Source organism: Pantoea sp. V106_11 (genome assembly GCF_029967885.1).
Lineage (GTDB): Bacteria > Pseudomonadota > Gammaproteobacteria > Enterobacterales > Enterobacteriaceae > Pantoea > Pantoea ananatis.
Genome location: NZ_JASCAK010000028.1, coordinates 271951 through 288267 on the forward strand (window position 1 = coordinate 271951; position 16317 = coordinate 288267).

Annotated in this window: 15 protein-coding genes; 2 read left to right on the top strand and 13 right to left on the bottom strand. The window is 54.3% G+C overall.

All coding sequences use genetic code 11. The features are described from left to right. Positions 1 to 30: 30 nt before the first annotated feature. Genes nadD through leuS form a run of 4 tightly spaced genes read right to left on the bottom strand, consistent with a single transcriptional unit; the run spans position 31 to position 4889 of the window. The gene (gene nadD, locus QLG08_RS11945; protein WP_014593165.1) at positions 31 to 672 is read right to left on the bottom strand and encodes a nicotinate-nucleotide adenylyltransferase; all 642 of its coding nucleotides are present in this window, start codon (positions 670 to 672) and stop codon (positions 31 to 33) included. Continuing rightward, positions 665 to 1696 carry a DNA polymerase III subunit delta gene (gene holA / locus QLG08_RS11950; RefSeq protein ID WP_104933261.1) on the bottom strand — a complete coding sequence of 344 codons (1032 nt, stop codon included), beginning with the start codon at positions 1694 to 1696 and terminating at the stop codon, positions 665 to 667. The genes nadD and holA overlap by 8 nt, the downstream gene beginning before the upstream one ends. Continuing rightward, positions 1693 to 2292, bottom strand: coding sequence for an LPS assembly lipoprotein LptE (gene lptE / locus QLG08_RS11955; protein ID WP_014606312.1), 600 nt, complete (start codon positions 2290 to 2292; stop codon positions 1693 to 1695). The genes holA and lptE overlap by 4 nt, the downstream gene beginning before the upstream one ends. Positions 2293 to 2306: 14 nt before the next feature. Then, positions 2307 to 4889: a leucine--tRNA ligase gene (gene leuS / locus QLG08_RS11960; protein ID WP_042677651.1), complete on the bottom strand. Its 2583-nt coding sequence runs from the start codon at positions 4887 to 4889 to the stop codon at positions 2307 to 2309. A 222-nt stretch (positions 4890 to 5111) separates the two neighbouring features. Here leuS and QLG08_RS11965 point away from each other — a divergent pair, with 222 nt between their 5' ends. After that, complete coding sequence (locus QLG08_RS11965; protein ID WP_019106259.1) at positions 5112 to 5594, top strand: zinc ribbon-containing protein; 483 nt, start codon at positions 5112 to 5114, stop codon at positions 5592 to 5594. Between the two features lie 33 nt (positions 5595 to 5627). Here QLG08_RS11965 and QLG08_RS11970 read toward each other — a convergent pair whose 3' ends face one another. The 9 genes from QLG08_RS11970 to miaB form a co-directional block, all read right to left on the bottom strand. Then, positions 5628 to 6353 (bottom strand): amino acid ABC transporter ATP-binding protein, encoded by a 726-nt coding sequence (locus QLG08_RS11970; protein WP_013025021.1) that lies wholly within the window; start codon positions 6351 to 6353, stop codon positions 5628 to 5630. Further along, positions 6354 to 7031, bottom strand: coding sequence for a glutamate/aspartate ABC transporter permease GltK (gene gltK / locus QLG08_RS11975; RefSeq protein WP_013025022.1), 678 nt, complete (start codon positions 7029 to 7031; stop codon positions 6354 to 6356). It lies immediately after the preceding gene. Beyond that, complete coding sequence (locus QLG08_RS11980) at positions 7031 to 7771, bottom strand: amino acid ABC transporter permease (protein WP_013025023.1); 741 nt, start codon at positions 7769 to 7771, stop codon at positions 7031 to 7033. The genes gltK and QLG08_RS11980 overlap by 1 nt, the downstream gene beginning before the upstream one ends. Before the next feature lie 153 nt (positions 7772 to 7924). Then, a complete protein-coding gene (locus tag QLG08_RS11985) occupies positions 7925 to 8821 on the bottom strand; it encodes an amino acid ABC transporter substrate-binding protein (protein WP_013025024.1) in 897 nt (298 codons plus the stop codon). Positions 8822 to 9308: 487 nt separating this feature from the next. Next, positions 9309 to 10832 carry an apolipoprotein N-acyltransferase gene (gene lnt / locus QLG08_RS11990; RefSeq protein WP_145032282.1) on the bottom strand — a complete coding sequence of 508 codons (1524 nt, stop codon included), beginning with the start codon at positions 10830 to 10832 and terminating at the stop codon, positions 9309 to 9311. A gap of 4 nt (positions 10833 to 10836) precedes the next feature. Then, positions 10837 to 11718, bottom strand: a complete 882-nt coding sequence (corC, locus tag QLG08_RS11995; protein ID WP_238493095.1) for a CNNM family magnesium/cobalt transport protein CorC — start codon at positions 11716 to 11718, stop codon at positions 10837 to 10839. Between the two features lie 81 nt (positions 11719 to 11799). Then, complete coding sequence (ybeY, locus tag QLG08_RS12000; protein ID WP_013025028.1) at positions 11800 to 12273, bottom strand: rRNA maturation RNase YbeY; 474 nt, start codon at positions 12271 to 12273, stop codon at positions 11800 to 11802. Further along, the gene (locus QLG08_RS12005; protein ID WP_014606308.1) at positions 12270 to 13331 is read right to left on the bottom strand and encodes a PhoH family protein; all 1062 of its coding nucleotides are present in this window, start codon (positions 13329 to 13331) and stop codon (positions 12270 to 12272) included. The genes ybeY and QLG08_RS12005 overlap by 4 nt, the downstream gene beginning before the upstream one ends. A gap of 207 nt (positions 13332 to 13538) precedes the next feature. Further along, positions 13539 to 14963 carry a tRNA (N6-isopentenyl adenosine(37)-C2)-methylthiotransferase MiaB gene (gene miaB / locus QLG08_RS12010; protein ID WP_022623694.1) on the bottom strand — a complete coding sequence of 475 codons (1425 nt, stop codon included), beginning with the start codon at positions 14961 to 14963 and terminating at the stop codon, positions 13539 to 13541. A gap of 168 nt (positions 14964 to 15131) precedes the next feature. Between miaB and ubiF the strand changes: the two genes are divergently transcribed. Further along, positions 15132 to 16304 carry a 3-demethoxyubiquinol 3-hydroxylase gene (gene ubiF / locus QLG08_RS12015; RefSeq protein WP_022623693.1) on the top strand — a complete coding sequence of 391 codons (1173 nt, stop codon included), beginning with the start codon at positions 15132 to 15134 and terminating at the stop codon, positions 16302 to 16304. The last annotated feature ends 13 nt before the right edge of the window (positions 16305 to 16317 follow it).

A 16317-nucleotide genomic window follows, 5' to 3' on the forward strand; every position in this document is an offset into this window, starting at 1 on the left:
AATTTAGCGGCGCAGTATATCACGCCCATATCAGTCGCGATATAAGCCGGCGCGGTCGATGTAGGTTATCACAGAGGCGGGCAATAAATCGTCGCAGGCGAGGTGCTGATGGCGGCGCTGTCTGATCTCGGTGGCCGATATCGCATAAAGCGGGGTTTCCGCCAGCCAGATCGCCCCTGCAGGACGTTGGTGAAGCTGCTGGCTGTCTTGTGTTACATGGCTGTCCAGCCAGCGTTGCATTGCTGGAGACGCCATTTCCGTCGGATAGCCCGGTCGCTTGCAGACCAAAAGATGGCACAGGCTAAGCAGCTCCTGCCAGCGATGCCATTTTTCCAGCGACAGCAGAGAGTCCTGACCAATAATAAAACCCAGAGGTTGTTCACCCCGTTCGGCACGCAGCGCTTCTAAGGTATCGACCGTCCACGAGGGCGTATCACGTTGTAATTCCCGCGTGTCGATGTCAAAAAGCGGCAAATCGCGAATAGCGCACTCGAGCATTTCAACCCGCTGCTGCGGACTGGCCTCTGGTTGGGGCCGGTGCGGCGGCACATTATTGGGCAGCAGTGTGATCCTCGACAGGCCAATTTGCCCGGCCAGCGTTTCCACCGGGCGCAGATGACCAAAATGCACAGGATCGAAGGTACCGCCAAACAGCGCGTGTAAATCAGACATGGGCGAGGCTCGCAGGGAAAGCGCGATTGGCAATCAACATCGACAGCGTCTGCAACTGCGGCCAGACCGACTGACCATAATCCTGCTTTAGAGTAAGTTCGATTTGCATCAACAGATGAATGGCCTGCTGTAGCCTGGAGGCATCAAGGCGCTGAAGTGCTTCCGTAAACAGGTTGCGACGGTTTTGCCAGATACGCTGCTGATCCATTAGCGTGCGCAGCGGCTGTTGCGACTGATGCCGTTGCAGATGCAGCAGGGTCATCAAATCGCGCTGCAGGGTGCGGAGCAATATCGCCACTTCGCTCTCTTCTCTTTCTAACTGCTGCAGGATGTGCAAGGCGCGGCGGCTTTTGCCGCCGAGTAGCGCATCCACCCAGTGGTAGGGCGTGAAGTGAGCGGCATCGCTGACGGCGGCTTCAACGCGCGGCAGGGTCAGTTTGCCATCGGGCCATTGCAGTGACAGCCGTTCAAGCGCCTGGGCCAGAGCCAGCAGATTACCTTCATAGCAGTAACACAACAGCTGGACGGCCGCATCATCGATATCGAGCTTGAGGGTTTTTGCTCGGCTGACAACCCAGCGGGGAAGCTGAGCCTGTTCGGGTGTCTGGCAGGGGACCAGCACGGCATGAGCGGAAAGCGCTTTAAACCAGGCACTGTTTTCCTGGGCTTTACTGAGCTTCGCCATTCGGCAAATCAGCAAAATATCGGCGTGAAGCAGCGGGGCCAGCTTGATCAACTGTTCGGCAATCGCCGCGTTAGGGCCATTTTCCGGGAACTGCAACGTTAACGTTTGACGCTGGGCAAACAGGCTCAGCGACTGGCAGCTCATAAACAGGCTGTCCCAGTCGGTCTGCGCATCCAGTGTAAAACTCAGATGTTCTTCAAAGCCCTGTGCCAGGGCACTGTCCCGAATCGCATCTGCACTTTCCTGCAACAGCAAGGGTTCATTACCGGTTAATAAATAACAGGCGCGCAGCCCCTCACGGAGCTGCGCGCTGAGTTGTTCCGGATAAATCCTGATCATTTCGACTTGGTTGCCGCAGAGGAAGAGACCCCGGCAGCAGGCTGAACCGCTTTTGAAACCGTCGATGTAGAGGGCATCTGCTGATTTTCCATCTGCGCGGCATGCACGGTAAGCAGCTTACGAACCAGCTGTTCGGCAGCGCGCTGACGCATCTCCTGCATAATCATGTCCTGCTCAGCATCTTTCGCCAGCGCCGCGTTCGGGTTATCAAAGAACGAGCGGTAGACGGTTGCGCTGATCGGATAGATCCCTTTATTGGGGATCAGCACCTGAGCAGAAACCGACATCGTCAACTGATACTCCGCTGTGGTACCGCTGATAAATACGGATGCGGTACTGCGGCTTTGTGCTTCTCCACCAAGACGCATTGTCGGGACGGTCAGGCTGTTTTTCTGCGTCGCCTCAACAATATTGACGTTGTTAATCCGCAGCTGCTGGCGCACGGTACGCGTCAGCGGGCCATAAGGGTCACCACTGTCTAAAATCAGCGTTCTCAGTTCGGTTGGCACCTGAGTGGTGCCGCGCGGATGAAAACCACAGCCGGCGGTGATCACCACCGCCAGCATGACAAACAACCTGATAATCGGATGTCGCACAGTTCCTCCTGAACTTAACCCACAACCAGGTTAAGCAGTTTGCCCGGTACATAAATGACTTTACGAATGCTAACACCATCAAGGTATTTCGCCACTAATGGTTCCTCAGCCGCACGAGCCTGAACCTGTTCCTGGGTAGCATCGGCTGCCACGGTAATTTTACCACGGACTTTACCGTTAACCTGCACGACAACCAATAAGGCGTCCTCAACCATCGCGGCGTCATCGGCAACCGGCCATTCTGCATTGTCGATGGTGCCTTGGCCGCCCAGCGTTTGCCACAGTACGAAGCAGGCATGAGGCGTGAACGGATACAGTAAACGCGTCACGGCGAGTAACGCTTCCTGCATCAGTGCACGATCCTGTTCGCTGTCCTGTGGTGCACGCGTCAGCTTGTTCATCAGTTCCATCACGGCGGCAATCGCGGTGTTAAAGGTCTGACGGCGGCCGATATCGTCGGACACTTTGGCAATAGTTTTATGCAGATCGCGACGTAAGCCTTTCTGATCATCGTTCAGGCTGGCAACGTCCAGAGCGACAGTCGCGCCTTTCTGTGAATGGTCATAGGCTAGTTTCCAGACGCGCTTCAGGAAGCGGTTCGCGCCTTCAACACCGGATTCCTGCCACTCCAGCGTCATGTCGGCCGGTGAGGCAAACATCATAAACAGACGTACGGTATCCGCGCCGTAGCGCTCAACCATCAACTGTGGGTCAATGCCGTTGTTTTTCGACTTCGACATTTTGCTCATGCCTGCGTAGATCACCTCACGGCCCTGGGTGTCCACGGCTTTGGTAATGCGGCCTTTCTCATCGCGCTCAACGGTGACATCCACCGGGGAAACCCAGTTACGTTCGCCGTTGACGCCCAGATAGTAGAACGCATCCGCCAATACCATGCCCTGGCACAGCAGACGTTTAGCAGGCTCATTCGAGTTTACCAGGCCTGCATCGCGCAGCAGCTTATGGAAGAAACGGAAATACATCAGGTGCATGATGGCGTGTTCGATACCGCCCACATACTGATCCACTGGCAGCCAGTAGTTCGCTGCAGCCGGGTCCAGCATGCCATCTTTATAGTCCGCACAGGTGTAGCGCGCGTAATACCATGAAGACTCCATGAAGGTGTCAAAGGTATCGGTTTCGCGCAGGGCAGGCTGACCGTTCACGGTGGTCTTTGCCCACTCGGGATCGGCCTTAATCGGGCTGGTGATGCCGTCCATGACCACATCTTCAGGCAGGATAACCGGAAGCTGATCTTCTGGCGTGGGCATCACGGTGCCATCTTCCAGCGTCACCATCGGAATGGGCGCGCCCCAGTAGCGCTGACGGGAAACACCCCAGTCGCGCAGGCGATAATTGACTTTACGTACGCCAACACCTTTCGCCGCCAGCGCATCCGCAATGGCGTTGAAACCGGCACTGTGATCCAGACCGCTGCACTCGGCGGAGTTAAACAGCGTACCTTTATCGGTCATCGCGCCAGTGCTTACGTCCGGCTCGCTGCCGTCCAGGTTCAGGATCACCGGCTTGATCGGCAGATCGTATTTCGTGGCAAACTCCCAGTCACGCTGGTCATGTGCCGGAACCGCCATCACGGCACCCGTGCCGTACTCCATCAGCACAAAGTTCGCGACCCAGACAGGAACAGCCTCACCTGTTAACGGGTGCACCGCAGACAGGCCAGTGGCCATGCCTTTCTTTTCCATGGTGGCCATATCGGCTTCGGCCACTTTGGTATTGCGGCATTCGGCAATAAAGTCAGCGAGGGCAGGATTGCTGGCAGCCGCCTGCAGCGCCAGCGGATGACCGGCGGCCACGGCGACATAGGTCGCGCCGTAGAAGGTATCTGGACGCGTGGTATAAACCGTGACTTTCTCAGGGCTGTCCGCCACGTCAAAGGTGATTTCCACCCCTTCAGAGCGGCCGATCCAGTTACGCTGCATGGTTTTGACCTGCTCAGGCCACTCTTCCAGCGTATCCAGATCGTTTAACAGCTCTTCGGCGTAATCGGTGATTTTGATAAACCACTGTGGGATCTCTTTACGCTCAACTTTGGTGTCACAGCGCCAGCAGCAGCCGTCAATAACCTGCTCATTGGCCAGTACCGTCTGGTCGTTCGGGCACCAGTTCACCGCCGAGGTTTTTTTGTAAACCAGGCCTTTCTCATAGAGTTTGGTAAAGAACCACTGTTCCCAGCGGTAATACTCTGGCTGACAGGTCGCCAGTTCGCGGCTCCAGTCATAGCCAAAGCCCAGCAGTTTAAGCTGGTTTTTCATATACGCGATGTTGTCATAAGTCCAGGGGGCGGGCGCGGTGTTGTTTTTTACCGCCGCGCCTTCCGCAGGCAGACCGAACGCATCCCAACCGATAGGCTGCAGCACATTTTTGCCGAGCATGCGCTGATAACGCGCGATGACGTCGCCGATGGTGTAGTTACGAACGTGACCCATATGAAGGCGGCCAGAAGGATAGGGCAACATGGACAGGCAATAATATTTCTCTTTGCCTTCCTGCTCAGTCACTTTAAACGTTTCGTTTTCATCCCACTGCTGCTGAACGCGGGATTCAATCTCTTCCGGGCGGTATTGCTCTTGCATGGCTGCCTGTGGTCCTTAATAAATGACACTTTGCTGACTTTACGATCCGCATAGCATACCCATAAGGCCGCGCATCAACAACACTTCCCACTTTTGCAGAGGCGATTTATCGTCAAAGCGTCAGTGCTTTCACTCTTTTACCATTCCTTACCCAGGGAACCGGGCAAATGTGACAAAGTAGCTAAACTTAGTACAGGTACCGAGCGCAAAAAGGAGAATAAAATGAATAAAGTGGCACAGGAGTATCATGAGTCGTTGGCGGTATTAACCGAACGTCTTCGCCACGGCGATCGCGATCTGGATACGCTGGTAGAAGATAGACGCCGTCATTTACGTGCGCACTCCGATCTGACACCGGACGAAATCGATCGGGCGCTGGCGTCGGTGCGCCGCGATTTGGCGGAGTTTGGTCGTAACTATGCCGAAGCAGAAGAACCGGTGGCGGACTCGGTCTTTATGCGCGTGATCCGGGAAAGCATCTGGAAAGAGCTGGCGGACATCACCGATAAAAGTCAGCTGGAATGGCGGGAAGTCTTTCAGGATTTGCAACACCACGGCGTTTACCAAAGTGGTGAGGTGGTGGGCCTGGGCAACCTGGTCTGCGAAAAATGCCATTTTACCCGGGCGATTTATACGCCAGAAACCCTGTCGCGCTGCCCGGAATGTCACCACGATCAGTTTTATCGTCAGCCTTTTGAGCCGTAAAAGAAGCAGGCGGGCAGGGTGCCCGCCTGTTTTTTAGTGCAGAATTTTTGCCAGGAAATCCTTCGCCCGTTCTGACTGCGGATTATTAAAGAAGTCGTCTTTATTCGTGTCTTCGATAATTTTGCCTTCATCCATAAAGATGACCCGGTTGGCTACCTTACGGGCAAAGCCCATTTCGTGCGTAACAACCATCATGGTCATGCCTTCCTGCGCCAGTTCCACCATCACGTCCAGCACTTCGTTGATCATTTCAGGATCGAGCGCCGATGTGGGTTCATCGAACAACATGGCAATCGGATCCATGCACAACGCCCGCGCGATGGCGACACGTTGCTGCTGACCGCCGGAAAGCTGACCGGGAAACTTTTCCGCATGGGCAGACAGACCGACGCGAGTCAGAAGCTTGAGGCCTTTATCACGGGCGGCGGCTTTATCACGCTTTAGCACTTTGACCTGCGCCAGTACCAGATTGTCGATAATGCTCAGGTGAGGAAACAGTTCGAAATGCTGAAACACCATGCCGACTTTGCTGCGCAGCGTGGCCAGATTGGTTTTTTTATTGTTTACCTCTGTGCCGTTTACCGTAATGCTGCCCTGCTGGATCGGCTCCAGGCCATTGACGGTTTTAATCAGGGTTGATTTGCCGGAACCTGACGGTCCACATACCACCACCACTTCACCGGTCTGAACCTCGGTAGAGCAGTCGGTTAGCACCTGAAATTGACCATACCACTTGGAAACGTTTTTCAGGTTAATCATTTAAACCGTCCTTTTTCTTTTTAGATAGCTGACCAACAGCGACGCGCTCAGGCTGATCACAAAGTAGACCAGACCAGCAAACAAAATCATTTCTACCTGGGTGCCGTCACGCTCGCCAATGGTGGAAGCGGTACGGAAGAAGTCAGCCAGACTCAATACATAAACCAGCGAGGTATCCTGAAACAGGACGATGCCCTGCGTCAGTAACAGCGGCACCATGGCGCGAAACGCCTGAGGAAGAATAACCAGCCTCATCGACTGCCACTGCGTCATTCCCAGCGCCAGCGCAGCGCTGGACTGCCCACGCGCGATACTGATAATCCCGGCACGAATGATTTCAGAATAGTAGGCGGCTTCAAACAGGGAAAAGGCCACCATTGCTGAGATCAGGCGGATGTCGGTCTTGGGCGAAATCCCCAGCACCTGCTGTAAAAAGCTGGGAACGACCAGATAAAACCACAGCAGCACCATCACCAGCGGCACTGAACGGAACAGGTTGACATACAGTTTGGCAAACCAACTGACAGGTTTAAAAGTGGACAGGCGCATCACCGCCAGCAGGGTGCCCCACAGGATGCCAAACACAACGGCCGTCAGGGTGATCTTAAAGGTGATCATCAGGCCACTGAACAGATAAGGCAGGCTGGGAGGAATCGAACTCCAGTCAAATGCGTACATTATTTGCCTCCCACGTTGCCAGGCAGGCGCACTTTGCGTTCGACCAGGCCCATCAGTACCATAATCACCAGGTTAATTCCCACGTAAGCCAGGGTAATCGCCGTAAAGGATTCGTAGGCGTGCGAGGAATAGTCCAGCAGTTTGCCGGCCTGAGCCGCCATATCCACCAGGCCGATCGTCGAGGCAATAGCCGAGTTTTTCACCAGATTAAGCATTTCTGACGTCATTGGCGGCACGATTACCCGGTAAGCATTGGGCAACAGCACATAGCGATAGGTTTGGGGCAGCGTCAGCCCCATGGCCAGCCCGGCATTCTTTTGTCCACGCGGTAAAGACTGAATGGCTGCACGCACCTGCTCGCACACACGGGCAGCGGTGAACAGTCCCAGACAGACAACAGAGGAGATAAAGAATTGCAGATTGGGATCCAGCTCCGACTTAAACCACATCCCCAGATCCTGTCCTACCAACTCTGGCGCAACCAGATACCAGAAGAAGAACTGAACAATCAGGGGGATATTACGAAACAGTTCTACATAGCAGGTTCCTATCGTTGATAACAGACGATTAGGCACAGTACGCAGAATGCCGAAAAATGAACCCACACAGAAAGCAATAATCCAGGCACAACAGGAGACGGCAATCGTCACCTGAAAACCGGACCACAGCCAGCCGAGATAGGTGGTATTACCGAACGGGGCCTGTTCGAGAAATATGCCCCAGTTCCAATCGATACCCATAACGAGCTCCGGTAAAAAAGGGTAGCAGAGCTACCCTGAAGATTGATGAGCGGCTAATTTCGCCTGATTCGGGGGAACGACCCGTTCAGGCTGTCTGTCCACGCCGCGGTTTCAGCAATCGAGAGGGCGACGAGGCCGCCCTTGTTATCGTTGTTAATTCAGTGCCTTGTCATTCGGCGTTTTGAACAGCGTTTTCATGTCGTCAGACAGTTCAAAGTTCATGTTCAGGTTTTTTGGCGGAATGGGCTGTTTAAACCAGGTGTCGAACCATTTCTCTGCCTGACCGGAGGTCTGGGCTTTGGCAATGGTGTCATCGACCAGGGCTTTGAACTGCGGATCGTCTTTACGCAGCATACAGCCATAGGCTTCTTTAGACTGTGGCGTACCGATGATAACCCAGTCATCCGGCTTTTTCGCTTTGGCGCGTTCGCCTGCCAGCAGGGCATCATCCATCATAAAGGCCACGGCGCGACCGGTTTCCAGCGTGCGGAATGAATCACCATGGTCTTTGGCGCTGATGATGCGCATATCCATCTTTTTCTCGTCGTTCAGTTTGTGCAGCAGCACTTCTGACGTGGTACCCGAGGTCACTACGACGGTTTTGCCTTTCAAATCGTCAAAATCTTTGATCGGGCTGCCTTTCTTAACCAGCAAACGGGTGCCGATAACAAAAATGGTATCGGAGAACGCCGCCTGTTTCTGGCGCTCAAGGTTGTTAGTGGTAGAGCCACATTCGTAATCGTATGTGCCGTTTTGCAGCAGGGGAATACGGTTTTGTGAGGTGATCGGGATCATTTTGATTTGCAGATCGGGCTTATTTAACTTGGCTTTAATGGCTTCTGCGATAGCGTTTGAATACGCCTGAGAATAGCCAACGACTTTTTGCTGGTTGTCGTAATATGAAAAGGGAACTGATGATTCACGATGCCCGATGACAATGACGCCATTGTCATTGATTTTCTTCAGGGTACCGCTCAGATCTTCCGCCTGGGCCGCTCCCGCCGCTGCGCTTAACAGCAGAAGAGATAATGCCACTTTGCGTAATTGCATGTTCCAACTCCTTCATGTGGAAAGTGCACAGGATCTACCCTGTACTGATTGTGTGATGTTGTGTGTATTTTGCGCTGCTTTTTTTGTTATCCCTTCGCGCAACTGCGCTAAGAATATTCACTAACATAGCGGATTGTTAACTCAATGAAACAAAAAAGTTTCTTTTTTGCGATGTCATTCGCACCAAAAAAAGGCAAATAATCGCCATTGCACGTAAAAGGTGCGCATCTGGACTCTTTTTAGTGCGTCTCGTCCGTTAACTGGCCCGAATGTCGATGAATACAGAAACATTTTGCAATCATCGTGCCAAAACAAAATGACAATTGGGTGAAATGGCCGTTTTACTGCAGAGGCAGAGGCAGAGGCAGAGGCAGAGGCAGAGGCAGAGGCAGAGGCAGAGGCAGAGGCAGAGGCTGAGGCTGAGGCTGAGGCTGAGGCTGAGGCAAACAGATGAAGAGGCGGCGAAACAGCGCTTCGCCGCAGAGGATTAGCGGTTACGCCTGATAAAGGCAATGACGCCGCTCAGCAGCGCGGCCAACCATACCGGCCAGATGCCGGCTTTAGAATAGGGCGTTTCACCGCGGGTGGGCGTCACGTTATCCACTAAAACATCCCGGGTGAACTGGGGCAGCACTTTCTCCACATCGCCATCGGCATTCACCACGGCCGTTACGCCGTTGTTAGTGCCGCGCAGAAGTGGCCTGCCCAGTTCCAGCGCTCGCATACGCGCCATCTGGAAATGCTGCCAGGGGCCAATCGAGTGACCAAACCAGGCATCGTTAGAAACGGTTAACAGGAAATTGGTATCCGGACGGAAGTTGGCGCGCACCTGTTCACCCAACACAATCTCATAGCAAATGGCCGTGGTCAGATGATAATTCGCCACATTGAGCTGAGGTTGCAGATAAGCGCCGCGGCTAAAGGCGGACATCGGCAAATCAAAGAAAGGGGCCAGCGGACGCAGCAGATCGGCCATGGGCACGAATTCCCCAAACGGTACCAGGTGGTTTTTTTGGTAGCGGTTAGTGCTGTAGTAGTTATAGGGTTTCGGGCCGCCCAGCACGATGACCGTGTTGTAGTCGTGGTAACGATTCTGTTCCAGCCGTGAATCGACGATGCCGGTTACCAGTGAGCTGCCGCGCGCGCGCAGTTCATTATCCAGCGAACGCAGGAAAGGCTGCTGGTTGCTTTCCAGATCGGTAATCGCCGACTCAGGCCAGATAATAATGGGGGCTTTGCCCATCAGCGGCTGACTCAAATCGCTGTAGATGCGCAGGGTATTTAGCAGCTGCTGCGGATCCCACTTCATTGACTGGGGAATATCACCCTGTACCAGCGCCACGTTGACCGCCTGCTTCGGCAGCGCCTGATACCAGTGCAGATAGCGTAACGGCCAGCATACCGCCAGTAATGCCAACGCGCCCAGCAGGCTTTTAAGATGGCGTTGCTGCAGAGCATAAACCAGTAAGCCCGCAACGATCATCAGCAGGAAGGTGATGGTTTCCACACCGGCCAGGGGCGCAATCCCTTTTAACGGGCCGTTAATCTGGCTATAGCCGAACTGCAGCCACGGAAAGCCGGTTAATATCCAGCCGCGTAAAAATTCGGTGATCTGCCACAGTGCCGGGGCGGCCAGGGCCAGTCGCCACAGGGTAGTTCGCGGCCAAATGCGGTTGAGCAGTCCGGCAAACAGCGCCGGATAAATAGCCAGATAAGCCGCGAGCAAAACGACCAGGAATACGTTAACCGGGCCTGGCATTCCGCCAAAGGTAGCGATACTGACATAGACCCAGTTAATCCCGCTGCCAAAAAGGCCAAACCCCCAGATGAAACCTATGGCGCTGGCCTGCGGGCTGGTGCGTTTTAACGTAAGGATTTGCAACCCACACAGCGAGACGAGGGCAGCAGGCCAAAAATCATAGGGGGAAAACGCCAGCGTGCCGCAGGCACCGCTGAGTAAAGCCAGCAGCAGACGGACCCGCTGCTGCTGGTAAAGTGAGGCTAATGCCATAAATTTATTCGTCATCCAGTTGAGGTTGCGCCGAATTTTCCGGAATTTTTACGTGAACCTGGATGATACGACGGCTGTCAGCCATGGCAACTTTGAACTGGTAACCATCGATGTCGATGCTTTCGCCGCGCGCCGGCAGGTGACCAAAGCCCTGCATCACCAGTCCACCGATGGTATCCACTTCATCGTCGCTGAACTGGGTGCCAAATACCTCGTTGAAATCTTCAATCGGGGTAAGTGCCCGAACGGTATAAGTCTGACGATTAAGCTGGCGGATATCACGATCTTCTTCATCGTCATATTCGTCTTCGATTTCGCCCACGATCAGTTCCAGAATATCTTCAATCGTGACCAGCCCGGACACACCACCAAACTCATCGATCACAATCGCCATATGATAGCGCTGTGAGCGAAACTCTTTCAGCATGCGGTCAACGCGCTTGCTCTCAGGGACCACGACCGCCGGACGCAGGACTTTTTCCACGCTGAAAGGCTCAGATTCGCTGCTCATAAACGGCAGCAGATCTTTCGCCATCAGGGTCCCTTCAACGTGGTCTTTGTCTTCGCTGATGACCGGAAAGCGGGAGTGCGCGGAATCGATAATCACGCTGAGGCACTCTTCCAGGTTCTGATTACGTTTCAGCGTAATCATCTGGGAGCGGGGGATCATGATGTCACGCACGCGCTGTTCTGCAATATCCAGCACGCCCTCGAGCATGTCCCGGGTATCCTGATCAATCAGATCTTTTTGATTGGAGTCACGGATCAGGCCCAGTAGCTCGTCACGGTTTTTAGGTTCACCGTGGAACAGTTGGTTGATGAGAAGGGAAAAAAATCCCTTTTTACTACTGGGTGCATCGCTGTTTTGAGAATGGTCGTCGCTCATGGCGGTTTTTAAAGATCTCTCTGGTAAGGAAATTACGCTGCCGGCCTGTTCACCAGCAGCAGGGTGGCCTGAATCAGATACTCAGGTGTTTTCTTTCTCCGAAATGTACGGATCAGGATAACCAAGAGCAAGCATTATCTCTGTCTCAATACCTTCCATCTCTTCGGCTTCACTGTCTTCAATGTGATCATAACCCAACAGATGCAGCGTGCCATGGATCACCATGTGCGCCCAGTGGGCTTCTGGGGTTTTTCCCTGCTCCTGCGCTTCCTGCTCAACGACCTGACGACAAATGATCAGATCGCCTAACAGCGGTAATTCAATGCCGGGCGGGGCTTCAAAGGGAAATGACAGCACATTGGTCGGTTTATCTTTGCCCCGATAGGTCAGATTAAGTTCATGACTTTCGGCTTCATCCACCAGACGAATGGTCACTTCACTTTCTGGCTGGAAGGGCGTTACCGCCGCTTCCAGCCAGCGTTGAAACTGGCTTTCAGTCGGTAAATTATCGGTCTGCTCGCAGGCCAGCTGCAGATCGAGGATCACGTCGCTCATGAATTCTCCTGGGCGCTGTGCTGGGCCGCAAGGGCATCACGTTTACGCTCTTCCGCTTGCTGATCGCGGCGTTTTTGATCGGCTTCTTCCCAGGCTTCATAAGCGGTCACAATGCGTGCCACTACGGGATGACGCACAACGTCTTCGCTGTGGAAGAAGTTGAAGCTGATCTCTTCCACTTCAGACAGCACCTCAATGGCATGACGTAAACCGGATTTCGTGTGGCGCGGCAGGTCAATCTGCGTCACGTCACCGGTGATGACCGCTTTAGAGTTAAAGCCAATACGGGTCAGAAACATCTTCATCTGCTCGATAGTGGTGTTCTGACTTTCATCAAGAATAATGAAGGCGTCATTGAGCGTACGGCCGCGCATGTAGGCCAGCGGGGCCACTTCAATGACGTTGCGCTCCATGAGTTTCTCGACCTTCTCGAATCCCAACATCTCAAACAGGGCGTCATAAAGAGGGCGCAGATACGGGTCCACTTTCTGACTCAGGTCGCCCGGCAGAAAGCCCAGTTTTTCCCCCGCTTCGACCGCGGGACGCGTCAGCAGGATACGTCGAATCTCCTGACGCTCAAGCGCATCGACCGCGGCGGCCACGGCCAGATAGGTTTTACCCGTACCGGCCGGACCCACGCCAAAGGTGATGTCATGGTCGAGAACATTCGCAATGTACTGTGCCTGATTCGGCGTACGTGGCTTAATGACGCCACGTTTGGTCTTAATGTTGACCGCCTTACCATAGTCCGGCACGCTTTCCGCCGTTTGTTCCAGCACCCGGCTCTCTTTAATCGCCAGGTGAATCTGTTCAGGCTCAATATCCGGGATCTCCCCGCGCACTGGCGCAGTATCGACATAGAGCGTTTTCAGGATATCAACCGCGGCATTCACACACAGCACCCGACCAACCAGTTTAAACTGGTTGTCACGGCGATTAATCTCAATGCCAAGACGACGTTCCAGCTGTTTCACATTATCGTCGAACGGACCACACAGGCTCATCAGACGGCGGTTATCAGCCGGTTCAAGGGCGATTTCACGGGTTTCAATATTCAAACGAATCCTTTGGGTCACTCAGGGCCAGTTGAAAGGGTTTGCTGCTGCATCAAACGCGTTAAGCGGATGCATCGTAACGAAATTATTTATGCGGTAGCGCCGGGGCGCAAGCTTGTGAAGTGATATTTGGGCGGCACTGGCATAAACCAAGTGCAAAACAGCAGAATGTGCGGCGGCGAATGCTGGGCCGCCGCACAAAACGAAGCATCAGGGCTGGAATACGCTAACGCCGATGTCGTTTTCCTTGCGGGTACGGGCGATAACGGACTCCGGGCTTTCCGCCACACGCAGGCCCAGTTCCTCTTCTGTACGAACCAGCTTGCCGCGCAGTGAGTTGGTATAAACGTCCACGATTTCCACGTCGGCAAATTTACCAATCATCTCCACGGGCCCTTCAAAGTTGACCACACGGTTGTTTTCGGTGCGGCCAGTCAGCTCCATCACGTTTTTACGTGAGATGCCCTCGACCAGAATGCGCTGCACGCTGCCCATCATACGACGGCTGATGGCCATCGCCTGCTGATTGATACGTTCCTGCAGAATATAGAGACGCTGTTTCTTCTCGTCTTCGCTGACGTCGTCAGGCAGGTCTGCCGCCGGTGTACCGGGACGCGCGGAGTAGATAAAGCTGTAGCTCATATCAAAGTTGATATCGCCAATCAGCTTCATGGTCTGTTCAAAGTCCTGCTGGGTTTCCCCCGGGAAGCCAATGATAAAGTCAGAGCTGATTTCAATATCCGGACGCGCCGCCCGCAGTTTGCGAATGATGGCCTTGTATTCCAGCGCGGTATGCGCACGCTTCATCAGCGTCAGAATACGGTCGGCACCGCTCTGTACGGGCAGATGCAGGAAGCTCACCAACTCTGGCGTATCGCGATAGACCTCAATGATGTCATCAGTGAATTCAATCGGGTGGCTGGTGGTGAAACGAATGCGGTCAATGCCGTCGATGGCCGCGACCAGACGCAACAGCTCAGCAAAGGTGCAAACGTCACCATCGAAGGTCGCGCCGCGATAGGCGTTGACGTTCTGACCGAGCAGGTTGACCTCGCGAACCCCCTGTGCAGCCAGTTGGGCGATCTCCAGCAGAATATCATCTGAGGGACGGCTGACTTCCTCGCCGCGGGTATAAGGCACCACGCAGAACGTACAGTATTTGTTGCAGCCTTCCATGATGGAGACAAACGCGGTTGGCCCTTCAGCACGCGGTTCAGGCAGGCGGTCAAACTTTTCGATTTCCGGGAAGCTGATATCCACAACCGGACTTTTGCTGCCGCGCACGGTGTTAATCATTTCGGGCAGACGGTGCAGGGTTTGCGGACCAAAGACGATGTCCACGCACGGCGCACGCTGGCGAATATGATCGCCTTCCTGTGACGCAACGCAGCCGCCGACACCGATAATCAAATCCGGGTTGCGCTCTTTCAGTTTTTTCCAGCGCCCCAACTGGTGGAAGACCTTCTCCTGCGCTTTCTCGCGGATAGAGCAGGTGTTGAGCAGCAGAATATCCGCCTCTTCGGCTTCCTCTGTCAGGGTATAGCCGTGCGTGCTGTTCAGTAGGTCAGACATCTTAGATGAATCGTACTCATTCATCTGACATCCCCAGGTTTTGATATGCAGTTTTTTTGTCATCGAGCTAGCCATTAAATCAGTGCAGTGAAGTGCTGGGGGCGTATTGTAATGCTTTGCTGCGGATGTGACCAGCCTGAGGGCTTTTCTGATCGTGTCTGATTTTTCCGGTACACTTTGCCGTAAGACAACCGCGCTGAAAAGTGACGGCAGATAAGAGGGAAAAAAGTTATGCAGGATAACCGGTTTGATGTGGTGATAGTGGGCGGTGGCATGGTCGGCGCCGCGCTGGCATGTGGTCTGACGCAGCACCAGTTTCGTGTGGCGGTTGTAGAGCGGGCAACACCACCTCCTTTTGATCCACACAGCCTGCCCGATGTGCGTATTTCCGCGGTCGGATCCTCTTCCGTGGCACTCCTGAAACAGCTCAACGTCTGGCAACGTGTTGAGGCGATGCGCTGTGCGCCTTATCGCAAACTTGAAACCTGGGAGTGGCAAACGGCGCAGGTCAATTTCGACGCCGAATCGCTGGGGCTGCCTGAACTCGGTTACATGGTTGAAAATAATGTGTTGCAACGCGCCCTGTGGGAAGAGATGGAACAGCGCGGCATCACCCTGCTGTGCCCGGCGACGATGGACGACCTCCAGCCCTGCAATGGCGGCTGGACGCTGTCATTGAGCAATGGGACTGCGATCAGCACGGCATTAGTCGTGGGGGCCGATGGTGCCAACTCGCAGGTGCGGCAAATGGCCGGTATCGGCATTCGTGGCTGGCGCTACGCGCAGTCCTGTCTGCTGGTCAGCGTCACCTGTGAACATCCCGCTGGCGATGCCACCTGGCAGCATTTTACGCCGCAGGGGCCGCGTGCGTTTCTGCCGCTGTTTGGCAACCATGCTTCTCTGGTGTGGTACGACTCCGCTGCACGCATTCGTCAGCTACAGACTATGCCGATGGCGCAGTTGGAAAAAGAAATTGCCCGGCATTTCCCGGCACGGCTGGGACGCTTTCACGCCCATGCAGCCGGGGGCTTCCCGCTGGTGCGTCGTCACGCCTCGCGCTATGTTATGCCAGGGCTGGCGCTGGTGGGGGATGCCGCGCACACCATTAATCCTCTGGCGGGGCAGGGCGTCAATCTGGGCTATCGGGATATCGATGCATTAATGGACGTATTGATTGAGGCGCGAAATAAAGCAGAGGACTGGTCATCCGAACGCATACTGCTGCGCTATCAACGCCAGCGGCGCAACGATAATTTGCTGATGCAGAGTGGCATGGACCTGTTCTATTTTACCTTCAGTAACCAGGTTGGGCCGCTAAAGCTGGTGCGCAATCTGGGGCTCATTGCCGCTGAGCATTCAGGCGTGCTGAAGCGTCAGGTTTTGCGATACGCACTGGGATTGTAAGCATCGGCTGCGC